General features: G+C 71.2%; 11 protein-coding genes and 2 pseudogenes. 10 read left to right on the forward strand and 3 right to left on the reverse strand.

The annotated features are described in order from the left end of the window. Positions 1 to 8: 8 nt before the first annotated feature. A pseudogene (locus ACYQPG_RS06875) lies at positions 9 to 131 on the reverse strand (helix-turn-helix domain-containing protein); the annotation flags it as partial. Between ACYQPG_RS06875 and ACYQPG_RS06880 the strand changes: the two are divergent. The 5 genes and pseudogenes from ACYQPG_RS06880 to greA form a co-directional block, all read left to right on the forward strand. Then, positions 116 to 685: pseudogene (locus tag ACYQPG_RS06880) on the forward strand (MOSC domain-containing protein); the annotation flags it as partial. The pseudogenes ACYQPG_RS06875 and ACYQPG_RS06880 overlap by 16 nt on opposite strands. A gap of 226 nt (positions 686 to 911) precedes the next feature. Then, entirely contained in the window at positions 912 to 2,012 is a 1,101-nt protein-coding gene (locus tag ACYQPG_RS06885; RefSeq protein ID WP_147909002.1) for a cell wall hydrolase, read from the forward strand. A gap of 314 nt (positions 2,013 to 2,326) precedes the next feature. After that, entirely contained in the window at positions 2,327 to 2,926 is a 600-nt protein-coding gene (locus tag ACYQPG_RS06890; protein WP_461230600.1) for a hypothetical protein, read from the forward strand. Positions 2,927 to 3,047: 121 nt separating this feature from the next. Beyond that, positions 3,048 to 4,034 (forward strand): acrylyl-CoA reductase (NADPH), encoded by a 987-nt coding sequence (gene acuI / locus ACYQPG_RS06895; protein WP_461230601.1) that lies wholly within the window; start codon positions 3,048 to 3,050, stop codon positions 4,032 to 4,034. 45 nt (positions 4,035 to 4,079) lie between these two features. After that, positions 4,080 to 4,556 (forward strand): transcription elongation factor GreA, encoded by a 477-nt coding sequence (gene greA / locus ACYQPG_RS06900; RefSeq protein WP_147908992.1) that lies wholly within the window; start codon positions 4,080 to 4,082, stop codon positions 4,554 to 4,556. A gap of 3 nt (positions 4,557 to 4,559) precedes the next feature. Here the strand turns inward: greA and ACYQPG_RS06905 are convergent, their stop codons facing one another. Further along, entirely contained in the window at positions 4,560 to 5,432 is an 873-nt protein-coding gene (locus ACYQPG_RS06905; RefSeq protein WP_461230602.1) for a LysR family transcriptional regulator, read from the reverse strand. Between the two features lie 140 nt (positions 5,433 to 5,572). Here ACYQPG_RS06905 and wrbA point away from each other — a divergent pair, with 140 nt between their 5' ends. Further along, positions 5,573 to 6,169, forward strand: coding sequence for an NAD(P)H:quinone oxidoreductase (gene wrbA / locus ACYQPG_RS06910; RefSeq protein WP_419829030.1), 597 nt, complete (start codon positions 5,573 to 5,575; stop codon positions 6,167 to 6,169). 142 nt (positions 6,170 to 6,311) lie between these two features. On the opposite strand, the gene ACYQPG_RS06915 is transcribed toward wrbA, so the two are convergent. Continuing rightward, on the reverse strand, positions 6,312 to 7,310 hold the full coding sequence (locus tag ACYQPG_RS06915) for an L-threonylcarbamoyladenylate synthase (RefSeq protein WP_461230603.1): 999 nt from the start codon (positions 7,308 to 7,310) through the stop codon (positions 6,312 to 6,314). A 135-nt stretch (positions 7,311 to 7,445) separates the two neighbouring features. Here ACYQPG_RS06915 and ACYQPG_RS06920 point away from each other — a divergent pair, with 135 nt between their 5' ends. From ACYQPG_RS06920 to ACYQPG_RS06935, 4 genes are all read left to right on the forward strand, one after another. Then, positions 7,446 to 9,185, forward strand: coding sequence for an acyl-CoA dehydrogenase (locus ACYQPG_RS06920; RefSeq protein ID WP_147939720.1), 1,740 nt, complete (start codon positions 7,446 to 7,448; stop codon positions 9,183 to 9,185). 10 nt (positions 9,186 to 9,195) lie between these two features. Continuing rightward, positions 9,196 to 9,963, forward strand: coding sequence for an enoyl-CoA hydratase-related protein (locus ACYQPG_RS06925; RefSeq protein WP_147908987.1), 768 nt, complete (start codon positions 9,196 to 9,198; stop codon positions 9,961 to 9,963). Continuing rightward, a complete protein-coding gene (locus ACYQPG_RS06930) occupies positions 9,960 to 10,805 on the forward strand; it encodes an SDR family NAD(P)-dependent oxidoreductase (protein WP_187193521.1) in 846 nt (281 codons plus the stop codon). Before ACYQPG_RS06925 ends, ACYQPG_RS06930 begins: the two co-directional genes overlap by 4 nt. A 137-nt stretch (positions 10,806 to 10,942) precedes the next feature. Then, complete coding sequence (locus ACYQPG_RS06935; RefSeq protein WP_419829033.1) at positions 10,943 to 12,631, forward strand: B12-binding domain-containing radical SAM protein; 1,689 nt, start codon at positions 10,943 to 10,945, stop codon at positions 12,629 to 12,631. Positions 12,632 to 12,643: the final 12 nt, after the last annotated feature.

Here is a 12,643-nt window from a genome sequence, read left to right on the forward strand (position 1 = left end):
CCGACCGAGGGCGCTTTCTCGCCGCGCTCGATCCGGGACGGGTGCCCCTTGTGGGTGCCGGCGGCGGCCGCGAACGCTTCGAGGGTCAGACCGCGGCGGTGGCGGAAGGCGCGACGGCGACGAGCAAGCAGACCGGCGCCATCACGGCGGTCCCGAGAAGGCCGTGCACCGGTACGCGTTCGATCGTTACGCCGGCTTGCGGTTGGAACTACCGGAGGTGGAGCCGTCGCTCCTCGCGCCGCCCGGAGCCTTCGGCGAGAACCTGTCGACGTCCGGCCTGACCGAACGCCACATCTGCGTCGGCGACCTGTGGCGCGCCGGTTCGACCCTGCTGCAAGTCAGCCAGGCCCTGCAGCCCTGCTGGAAGCTCAATCACCGCTTCGCCATCGCCGACATGGCCCGCCGGGTCCAGGCGAGCGGGCGGACCGGCTGGTACTCCCGCATCGCCGAGCCGGGGATGATTGTGCCGGGTGATCGCCTGCGCCTGATCGAACGTCCGCATCCGGTCTGGCCGCTCGCCCGGCTTCTGCGCGTCTTCTACGTGGACCGGCTGGATCGCGATGCCCTCGCGGGCATCGCCGATCTCGCTGCGCTGTCGCCGTCCTGGCGGGAGCTGGCCCGGCGGCGTCTCGACAGCGGCAGGGCCGAGGATTGGACGGGGTGGATCGAAACGCCCCGCGGTTGAGGGGGCGCGGGTCGGAATGCCGTCCCCATTCGGGTGTGCGTCCAAAGTCGCGCTTAACCCGACCTCAACCATGCCGGCGGATAAATCCCGGACCGCACCGGAACCGCCGTCATCGGTGGGCGGGATCGCGGATGGGGTTGAGTAAGACGGGTCTGTAGCCGTGGGCGTGAGACGAGGACGACGGGAATCGAGCCTGCGCTGGCTCTCGGCCGCCCTGACGCCCTGGATGGCGGGGCTCGGCCTGCTGGTCTCGTTCACGGCCGATGCCGGAACCGAGAACGCCATCGGCTCGAGCCGGCTCGGGGCGATCGACGCCTTCACGGTGCCGGCCCTGCCGCCCGGCACCGCGCTGATCGGGTCCGCCCTGCGGCGCAGCGCCGACGAGCCACTCCAGGGCGTGTTCAAGACCGGCGCCCACGTCTTCCCGGTTGTGCAGCGCCAGACCAAGGGTGACCCGTTCCGGCCGCCGGCCGCGAGTTTCGCCAGCCGCGCCGCCGCCTTGCGCGAGACCGGGGCCGCCCTGGTGTTCGGCGACGTGACCGGCAGCGTCAGCGGCGTGCTGAGCGCGGGTTCGGCGGTCTGGGACCCGGAGGCCGAGCCGGAGGCCGGCTTCGTGCCGGTGCCCGATCTCGGCTTGACCACGGGGTCCGGCAGCGCCGCCTCCACGGGCGAGAGCAGCGCCGACCTGACCGGGGATGGCGAAACCGAGCGCCGCTACGACGGCTCGACCCCGCCGGTACCCCGGGCGGTCGCCCTGTCGTCGACCACACCTGCGCCCGCGGACGCGATCCCGATCGAGGTGGCGGCCGCAAGCCTGGCGCTGCCCGACTTCGCGATCCGCCCCGAGCGACCCGGGATCCTCCAGTCGGTCCCGGAGGATGCCAGCCGGCGCTACGCCGACCTGATCGACCCGGAATCCCTTGACAAGGAGCAGCGCTGCCTGTCGGAGGCGGTCTATTTCGAGGCCCGAAGCGAATCAGAGGCCGGCCGGGCCGCCGTGGCTCAGGTGGTGTTGAACCGCGTGAAGAGCGGCCTCTATCCGAGCAGCGTCTGCGGCGTCGTCTACCAGAACCGGCACCACTACATGGGCTGCCAGTTCTCCTTCGCCTGCGAGGGCAAGTCCCTGCGCATCACCGACGCGGGCGCATGGGAATCCGCCACCCGGATCGCCCGCTCGGTGATCGAGGGCCGGACCTACCTCGCCGAGGTCGGGGCGGCGACCCACTATCACGCCGACTACGTGCGGCCGGGCTGGGCGCGCCGCCTGCGCAAGATGGACGTCATCGGGCGGCACATTTTTTACCAGCTCAAGCCTGGGCAGACGTGAGGGTCTGTCGGCCGGATTGCCGGTCCTCGCCCCCATACTGAGGCGCAATGGGCTGGTGGAGCGCTGATCAGGCTCGGGGCGAGCCGCTGCCGGACCCCGTGGCGCCGCTTCTGGGGCAGCGTTAAGGATTAGCACCGATCTTCGATCGCATCTTACCTAGGTAGTGGATCGCTAAGCAGTCCAAACCGAGGGTTAATTTTACCTTCATTCCGAACTCTGCTTGCGAGTCGGGCAACGACTCTGGCCTGTAGTGCGTCGAGACCAGCGCCGCCTTTGCGCAGCATCTCGCCCGTACCGCGTACCAGAGGACTTCCATGACCGCGCCGGTCGCACGCTCCAACCTTCTCGCCGCCGCCTTCGGCGGCCTGCTGTTCGCAGCCCCCGCGCAGGCCGGCGGCTGCTACGGCTCCGCATGCTACCGCCACGTCACGACCCCGCCGGTCTTCGATACCGTGCAGGAGAACGTGCTGGTCCGGCCGCCACGCACGGTCTATCGCACCACGCCGCCGGTCTACGACACCGTGTCCGAGCGCGTGATGGTCGCCCCCGGCGGCCGCGTCTGGCAGACGAGCCGCGGCCCCGGCGGCGAGCTGATCGGCTGCTGGATCGATACGCCGCCGCGCTTCGCCGTGCGCAGCCGGACCGTCCTCGTGCGGCCCGCGCAGTCGATCCCCGAGACCATCCCGCCGGAATACGCCACCGTCAGCCGGCGCGTCCTGGTGGCGCCGGCCCGTTCCGGCTGGGTGCCGGCCGGCGGCGGGTACGGCGGTTATGCGGGCGGCTACCGCTCAGCCGCCTATGGCGGTCCCTTGGTCGGCTCGATCCCGGATGCCGTCGGCATCACCGGTGCGAGCTCCGCCGATATCGGCGTCGGCCTCGGCTTCTCCACGGGCAGCCGCTACGACGGCTACTGATCGGTCGATCGACGTCCTCGTCCTGGAGCGCGCCCCCGGGACGAGGCCTCGGCGTTTGACGGGGCTGCCTTGATTCCGGGCATCCCGGCGACACCTCTCCGTGGATAGACGGGAGGTGACGATGGGGACGTTCAAGGCCTGGGTGGTCGACAAGGGCGAGGCTGGGCAGAGCCTCGCGTTCCGCGATGTCGACGAGTCCGAGCTGATGGACGGTGACGTCACCGTCCGGGTGACCCACTCGACCCTCAACTACAAGGACGGGCTCGCCCTCACCGGGACATCGCCGGTGGTGCGCCGCTTTCCCATGATCCCGGGGATCGATTTCTCCGGGGTGGTCGAGACCTCGGATCACCCGGAGTACAAGCCCGGCGACGCCGTGGTCCTCACCGGCTGGGGTGTCGGCGAGACGCATCTCGGCGCCTATGCGCAGCGTGCCCGGGTCAAGGGCGACTGGCTGGTGCCGCTGCCCGAGGGGCTCAGCCCCGAACAGGCCATGGCGATCGGTACGGCCGGTTACACCGCGATGCTGGCCCGGATGGCCCTCGACGCCCACGGGCTGACGCCGGCGCACGGGCCGGCGATCGTCACCGGGGCGTCGGGCGGTGTCGGATCGGTGGCGGTGGCGCTCCTGGCGCGGGCCGGCTGGCACGTGATCGCCTCCACGGGGCGGGACGGCGAGGCCGATTACCTCAAGGGCCTCGGCGCCGCCGAGATCCTCGACCGCACGGAACTGTCCAAGCCCGGCAAGCCGCTGGGCAAGGAGCGGTGGGCGGCCGGCATCGACGCGGTCGGCTCCACCACCCTGGCCAACGTGCTGGCCCAGACCCGCTCCGACGGCGCGGTCGCGGCCTGCGGGCTGGCCCAGGGCATGGACCTGCCGACCTCCGTGGCGCCGTTCATCCTGCGCGGCGTCTCGCTCCTCGGGATCAACAGCGTCACCACCCCGCAGGCGAAGCGCCGCGCGGCCTGGGCGCGCCTGGCCCGGGACCTCGATCTCGACAAGCTCGCCAGCATGACGCGCCGGGTCAGCCTGGAGGAGGTCGGCCGGCTCGGGCCGGAGATCCTGGCCGGCCGGATCCGCGGGCGGACCGTGGTGGAGGTCGGCTGAAGCTTCGCCTGGAACCCTTGCCGTTCCCGCCGCATTGCATCTCTTATGAGCGTAGCATTCGTCAAAGAGCCCGAGGGCGGGGAAGCCTTCGAGAATCTTCCCGACCGTCCCATCTCGCCGCACACGAACTTCGTCACGCCGGACGGCCTGACGCAGATCGAGGCCGAGGTCGCGCGTCTGGAGCGGGAACTCGGCACCCTGGATCACGCCGACAAGGCGGAGGATTCCCGGATTGGGCGGGATCTGCGATACTGGCTCGCCCGCAAGAACACCGCGCAGGTGGTCGAGCCGATTGACGGCCAGACGGTGCATTTCGGTGCCACCGTCACGATCCTGCGCGAGGACGAATCCGGGAAAGAGACGAAGCAGACCTTCCGTATTGTCGGCGAGGACGAGGCCGACCCGCACAAGGGCTCGATCTCCTACGTGGCCCCGCTCGCTCAGGCGATCACCGGCAAGAGCGTGGGTGACGTGGTCGAGGTCAACGGCAGCGAAGTCGAGGTCGTCGAGATCCGCGCCTGAACCTTAACGGCCCTCGAAGCGGGCACGGAGCGGCAGGATCGCCTCGGCGAGATGCTCCATGAAGGCCCGGACCCGTCCGGCATGGCGCAGGTCGGGGTGGGTCAGAACCCAGAGGTCCGCCCCGATCTCCGGGTGTGGGCCGGAGAGCCGGCGCAGGGCGGGATCGGTATCCGCCTCGAAACACGGCAGCGGCCCGATCCCCAGTCCGGTCGTCACCGCCTCCTTCAGCCCCGTCACCGTGTTGATCCGCAGGCGAACTTTCTCCGGCGGTGCCCGCGTCTGGAGGAAGGATGCGAACAGGCCGCCCCCCACCGTCGACCCTGGAACCACCCAGGCTTCGTCGGTGAGATCGCCATAGGTCTGCCCGGCGCGTCCGTAGATGGCCCAGGCGAGACCGGTGAGACGGCGCCCGACTAGGGACTCGCTCGGGCTCCGGCTCGCGCGGATCGCCACGTCGGCGTCCCGGCGCGATAGGTTCAGCGCTTCCTCGGCCAGGATCAGGTCGATACGGATCTCCGGGTAGCGTGCGCAAAACGACGCCAGGATCGGCATCAGGATCCCGGTCGCGAAGTTCACCGGCGCCGTCACGCGCAACTCCCCGGAGGGCGTCTGCCCTTGGCCGGCGACCGTTCGGGAGAACCGGGTCACGTCGGTCTCGATCCGGCCGGCCGCCTCGATCATCGCCACGCCGGCCGGGGTCGGCACGTAGCCGGTGCGCAGGCGCTCGAACAGGCGCACGTCGAGCCGGGCCTCGATCGAACCGAGGCGCCGGAACGCCGTGGAATGATTGATCCCGAGCTGCGTCGCGGCCGCGGTCAGGCCGCCCCGGTCGGCGACGGCTTTCACGAAGCGGAACTCGTCCCAGTCGAGCGACACGCCCGCCTCCTTGCATCCCTGCAAGGGCGTTCTTGCGTGGCGGGGCATTTTTGCAAAGCACAAAACGCGCGATGGAGATGCCACCGCGCCGCCCGGAGGATCTCGGCGGCGCTCCGCAACCCGAGACGGGAGATCGTTCGATGGCCAAGGTCCTGGTGCTGTACTACTCGACCTACGGACACGTGGAGCAGATGGCGTATGCCGTCGCCGAGGGCGCCCGGGAGGCCGGCGCCGAGGCGGTTGTGAAGCGCGTGCCGGAGCTGGTGCCCGAGGAGGTCGCCCGGCAGAACCACTTCAAGCTCGATCAGACCGCGCCGATCGCCACCGTGGATGAGCTGCCTCAGTACGATGCGATCATCTTCGGGACGCCGACCCGCTACGGCAACATGGCCGCGCAGATGAAACAGTTCATCGACCAGACCGGCGGCCTGTGGATGAAGGGTGCGCTGGTCGGCAAGGTCGGCTCGGTCTTCACCTCCACGGCCTCGCAGCACGGCGGCCAGGAGACGACGCTGACGAGCTTCCACACCGTGCTGTTCCACCACGGCATGGTGGTGGTCGGCCTGCCCTACGCGTTCCCGGGCCAGGTGGGCGTCGAGGCGGTCAAGGGCAACACGCCCTACGGCGCCAGCACGATCGCGGACGGCGACGGCTCGCGCCAGCCGAGCGCGGTGGAGCTGGACGGGGCCCGGTTCCAGGGCCGCCACGTGGCCGGGATCGCGGCCAAGCTGGCCTGACAGGACAGCGCAAGAAAAAAGGCTCGGATTGCTCCGAGCCTTGAAGGAAAAAGGCCATTTGGGGGCTGAGAAGGCCTTCGTGAGCAGTGAACGGGTCGCGGCGTCATCCGTTCCACGGCGCCGATAAAAATAACCGTCGCCCTCAACGGGGTGCGGCGGCGCGGGCAAGGCGGTCGCGGATCGCCTCGCCCAGGCCGTCCGGGGGGATCGGCACCACCGCGATGGTGGCGGCCCCGGAGGTATCGAGCGTGCGCAGCGCCCCGAAGAGGCGGGACGCCGCCTCCGCCGGATCGCCTGCCGGGCTCAGGTTCAGGCTCACGCGGGCCTCCGCGTGACCCTCGGGCCGCCCGGCCCCGAACAGCAGCAGGGCCTCACCCGGTTCCACGCGCGTCACGTCGAGGCGCACCCGCGCCCGGGGCGCGTAATGCGAGGCGAGCATGCCGGGGCCCGCCGGCCGCTCGGCATCGTCCATCACGGGACCCACCGGCTCGAAGCCCAGCACGGCGCGCAGCGCCGCCCGGGTGATCCCGCCCGGGCGCAGCAGGCGCGGGATGCCGTCGAGACACGCCACGACCGTCGATTCGACGCCCACCTGCGTGTCCCCGCCATCGAGCAGGGCGGCGATCCGCCCGGCGAGGTCGTCGAGCACGTGATCGGCCCGGGTCGGGCTGACGCGGCCCGAGCGGTTGGCCGAGGGCGCCGCCACCGGACGGCCGACGGCCTCCAGCAGGGCGCGGGCGGTCGGATGTCCGGGGACCCGCAGGGCGACGCTGGACAGGCCGGCCCGGGCGAGGTCGCAGACCCGCGTACCCGGTCCGGCCGGAACCACGAGGGTCAGGGGCCCCGGCCAGAACGCCGCGGCGAGGCGCTGCGCGGATCCGTCGAAGCGGCCCTCGGCGAGCGCCGCATCGATGTCGGCCAGGTGGGCGATCAACGGGTTGAAGCGCGGCCGCTCCTTGGCGGCGAAGATCCGCGCCACCGCGGCGGCGTCGGTGGCGTCGGCGCCGAGCCCGTAGACCGTCTCGGTGGGGAAGGCCACGAGCTCGCCCGCCCGCAGCAGCGCCGCGGCCTGGGCGAGGCCGGCGGTGTCGGGGTCGAGCCGCCGGGTCGCGGCCGGGACCGTTGCCCCGGGATCGTTCATGCGGGAAGCCGTCGCGAAGTGATGGCGGCGCGCCCGTCGCGCGCCTATCCTGGGGCCGCCGTAGCCCCGGTGCCCGGGCGCGGTCAAACCCGCCCCGGGATATCAAGCGGGCGGGCCGAGAGGAGCGACGACCCGATGAGCTACCGCGCCCCCGTTCCCGAGATGCTGTTCACCCTCCGGCACGTGGCCGGGCTGGACGGATTCGACCCGGCCGACGCCGAGGCGATCCTCACCGAGGCGGGGCGGATCGCCGGACAGGTGCTGGCGCCGCTGAACCGGGTCGGCGATCGGCACGGCACCCCGTTTGCCGACGGATCCGTCACCACGCCCCCCGGCTGGCGCGCGGCCTACCGCACCTTCACGGACGGGGGCTGGAACGGCCTCTCGGCCGAGGCCGACCATGGCGGCCAGGGCCTGCCGAAGCTGGTCGAGGCCGCCTGCACCGAGATGTGGAACGGCGCCAACCTCGCCTTCGGCCTCTGCCCGCTGCTGACCCAGGGCGGCATCGAGGCACTCGCGGCCCACGGCTCCGAGGACCTGAAGGCGCGCTACCTGGAAAAGCTCATCACCGGCGAATGGCCCGCCACCATGAACCTGACCGAGCCGCAGGCGGGCTCGGACCTCGCCCTGCTGCGCACCCGGGCCGAGCGCGCCGGCGACGGCACCTACCGGATCACCGGAGCCAAGATCTACATCACCTACGGCGAGCACGACCTGGCGGACAACATCGTCCACCTCGTGCTGGCCCGCCTGCCCGACGCGCCGGCCGGCACCCGCGGCATCTCGCTGTTCCTTGTGCCCAAGGTGCTGCCGGACGGGTCCGTCAACGACCTGCGCTGCTCCGGCGTCGAGCACAAGCTCGGCATCCACGCCTCGCCGACCTGCTCGATGGCGTTCGGCGATCACGGCGGCGCGGTCGGCTGGCTGATCGGGCAGGAGAACAAGGGGCTGGCCTGCATGTTCACGATGATGAACGCGGCCCGGCTCAATGTCGGCCTGCAGGGCGTCGGCGTCGCCGAGGCCGCGACCCAGCGGGCGCTCGCCTACGCGCAGGAGCGCCGGCAGGGCCGGGCGGTGGGCGCGGCCGAGCCGACGAGCCCGATCGTCGCGCATCCGGACGTGCAGCGGATGCTGCTGACCATGAAGGCCTATACGGCGGCGGCGCGCGGGATCTGCTACCTCACGGCCGCCGCGCTCGACGCTTCCCGGGGCCCGGAGGGGCAGGCCGCCCTCGACCGGGCCTCCCTGCTGACCCCGGTGGCCAAGGCCTTCTCGACGGATCTCGCCAACGAGGTGACCTCGCTCGGCGTGCAGGTCCATGGCGGCATGGGCTTCGTCGAGGAGACCGGCGCGGCCCAGCTGATGCGCGACGCCCGCATCCTCGGCATCTACGAGGGCACCAACGGTATCCAGGCCATCGACCTCACCGCCCGCAAGCTGCCGCTGAACGGCGGCGCGACAGTCCGGTCGCAGATTGCCTGGATGCGGCGGGCCGCGGAGGGGCTGCTCAAGGCGGGCGATCCCGCCTTCGGCCACATGGCGGCGCGGCTGCGCGACGGGATCGGCAGCCTCGACCGGGCGACCAGCCACCAGCTCGCGGCGCTGACCTCCAACCGCCCGAACGCGGCGCTCGCCGGCGCGACCCCGTATCTGCGCCTGTTCGGCCTCGCCCTCGGCGGCGCCTGCCTCGCCCGCAGCGCGCTCGCGGCCGCCGCCGACCTGAAGGCCGGCGAGACGGACCCGGCCCTGGCCGCCCGGATCGCGCTGGCCCGGTTCTACGCCGAGAATCTTCTGGTAGCCTCGGGTGGGCTTGAGCAGAGCGTCGTCGAAGGCGGGACCTTCACCGACGATGCCGCGCTGGCGCTGGCGGTTTGAGGGGGCGGACATGGCCGACACCATCGCGATCACCGACCTCGAAGGCGGCGTCCGCCTGATCACCCTGAACCGGCCGGAGAAGAAGAACGCCCTCACGGGGGCGATGTACGACGCGATGCGCGCGGCCCTGGCGGAGGCGGATGCGTCCGAGGGCATCGGCGCCGTGGTCTTCGCCGGGCAACCCGGGATGTTCAGCGCCGGCAACGACCTTGCCGACTTCATGGGCAGCGCCGCGGGCGGTTTCAGCGCCTCGCCGGCCCTGGCCTTCATCCGCCAGCTCGCCCGCACCCGCACGCCGATGGTGGCGGCGATCGACGGGATTGCGGTCGGCATCGGGGCGACGCTCAGCCTGCATTGCGACCTCGTCTATGCCAGCCCGGCGGCGCGGCTGCGCATGCCGTTCGTGGAACTCGGCCTCGTGCCGGAGGCGGCCTCGAGCTACCTGCTGCCCCGGCGGGTCGGGCGCCTCAAGGCGACGGAGCTGCTGCTCCTGTCCAGCCCGCTCGACGCCGACGAGGCGCTGGCACTGGGCCTCGTCAACGCGGTGCTGCCGGCCGACATGCTTCTGGAGCAGGCCATCGCCCAGGCGGCCAAGCTCGCGGCCCTGCCGCGCGGCGCGCTGGCGGCGTCCCGGGCGCTGATCCGCGGTGACCAGGCGCAGGTCGAAGCGGCCCTGGAGGCGGAGGCGCGGGCCTTCGACGCGCAGCTGCGCTCGCCCGAATCCCAGGAGCGGCTCGCGGCCTTCCTGACGCGTGCCAAGCCCGCCGCGTCGGCGTGAGCACGCCCCCCGATCTGTCCCACAAGATCTGCCTGGTCGCCGGTGCCTCCCGGGGCGTCGGGCGGGGCCTGGCCCGGGCCCTCGGCGAGGCCGGGGCCACCGTGATCGTCACCGCCCGCTCCAGCGAGACCGGCCCGCGCACCGAGATGCGGCCGGAATCGATCGAGGACACCGCCCGCCTGGTCGATGCAGCCGGCGGGCGCGGCCATCACTACCTCTGCGACCACCGCTCGGAGCGGGCCACGGATGAGCTGATTCATTGGGCGCTGCGCCGGTTCGGGCGGATCGATGTCGCGGCCTGCAGCGTCTGGGGCGGCAACGAGGGCTACGACGGCGAGCGCTACCCGGACGGGGCCGGCTGGGGCACGCCGTTCTGGCGCCGGTCGGCAGAACCGTATCTGGGGTTCCTCCAGGCCGGGCCGCTGCCGGCGCTGCTGCTCGCCCGGGCGGTCGCCCCGTCCATGGTGGCGGCGCGGTCCGGCTTGATCGCGCTGGTCTCGTTCGGGACCGAGGATTACCTCGGCGACGTGTTCTACGATTCCGCCAAGGCCGCCACCAACCGGCTGGCGCTCGCCTTCGGGCAGGACCTCGCGCCCTACGGCGTGACCGCGCTCGGCCTCTCGCCGGGCTTCGTCGCCACCGAGCGGGCCCGGGATCTCGGGCAGGACGAGCGGGCCACCGAGGGGCCGCTCTATGCCGGCCGGGCGCTCGCCGCCTTGGCCGCCGACCCAGACGTCGCCACCCGGGCCGGAGCCGTGCTGCACGCGGGCGACCTCGCCCGGATCTACGGCTTCAGCGATGCCGACGGCACCCAGCCGGAGCGCTTCCGCGTCGGGCCCTGACCGCCCCGCCGAAACCGGTTCGACCCGCCGCGGGAGCGAAAAACGGCCTTAATTCTCCGGCACGCTCGTCCGTAATTGGCCGCTTCGGCACTTCGGTGTTTGAGCCGGCTCACTTCGGTGCGACGAGGAAAACAAGCATGTCGGATGCGAATACAGCCCCGCGCGTGCTGATGGTATTCCCCAAGTTCTACGAAAACTCGATGTGGAACTTCAAGGAGGCCATGGAGCTGCAGGGGGCCCGCGCACCCGCGCCGCCGCTGGGCCTGATCACACTGGCCGCGATGCTGCCGCCGGCCTGGCAGGTGAGCTTGGTCAACCGCAATTGCGAGGACCTCACCGACGCGCAGATCCTGGCGGCCGACCTGGTGATGACCGGCGGCATGCTCCCCCAGGAGCCGGACTGCCTCGTCGTGATCGACAAATGCGCGGCGCTCGGCGTCCCGGTCTGCGTCGGCGGCCCGGCCCCGACCTCGACCCCGGAGATCTACGACAAGGCCGACTTCCTGGTGCTGGGCGAGGCCGAAGGCATCCTCGCCACCTTCGTGGAGGCCTGGGAATCCGGCGCCCGCCGCGGCCGGTTCACCGCGGAGAAGTTCAAGGCGGACGTCACGACCAGCCCGATCCCGCGCTTCGACCTCCTGAATTTCAGCCACTACCTGTATATCGGTGTCCAGTTCTCGCGCGGCTGCCCGTTCACCTGCGAGTTCTGCGACATCATCGAGTTGTACGGTCGCTCGCCGCGCACCAAGACCACGCCGCAGATGCTGGCGGAACTCGACCGGCTCCACAGCCTCGGCCATCGCGGCCATGTCGACTTCGTGGACGACAACCTGATCGGCAACAAGAAGGCGATCAAGCTGTTCCTGCCGCACCTCATCAAATGGCAGGAGGCGCACGGCTACCCGTTCAAGTTCTCCACCGAGGCCTCGCTGAACCTCGCGGACGACGACGAGCTGCTCGGGATGATGCGGGACGCGAACTTCTTCGCCCTGTTCACCGGGATCGAGACGCCCGACGAGGCGACGCTAATCCAGACCCAGAAGAAGCAGAACACCAAGCGGTCGATCGCCGACAGCGTGCACAAGCTCTACGAGCACGGCATGTTCGTCACCGCCGGATTCATCGTCGGCTTCGACACCGAGAAGGACAGCATCAGCAAGGCGATGTCGCTGTGCATCAGCCAGACCGGCATCCCGATCGCGATGGTCGGCCTCCTCTACGCGATGCCGAACACCCAGCTCTCGCGCCGCTTGCGCAAGGAAGGCCGCCTGTTCGAGAACTTCGCCTACACCACCGCCGAGCAAGGCGACCACTGCACGCAAGGGCTCAACTTCGTGACCCTGCGCCCGCAGCAGGACGTGCTCGCCGATTACCGGGACGTGCTGGCTGAGATCTACGACCCGCCGAACTTCTTCGCGCGCGTCCGCGAGATCTCCCGCCGGGTGAAGCGGCCCAAATTCGCGGCCCACAAGCTCGACTGGCGCCACGTCGCGCGCGATCTGGGGTCGCTGCTGCGGATCTGCTGGCGGATGACCGTGCGACGGCCCGAGCTGGCCAAGCACTTCTGGGGCGTGTTCCTGCAGACCGCCCGCCACAATCCGGCGGCCCTGGAGGCGGTGGTCACCAACATGGTGATCTACCTCCACGTCTACCCGTTCTCGCGCTACGTGATCCGCGAGATCAACGGCCGGATCGCCGAACTCGAAGCCGGCCGCTGGGTGTCGCCCCCGATCCTGGCCCCCGAAAAAGACAGCGGCGCCAAGGCCGCCCCGGTCGGCAAGGTGGTCGCCCGCGCCGAGGTCAAGCACCTCGCCGCGGTGGCCTGACCGGCCGCGCCG

The organism is Methylobacterium sp. CM6246 (assembly GCF_054818005.1).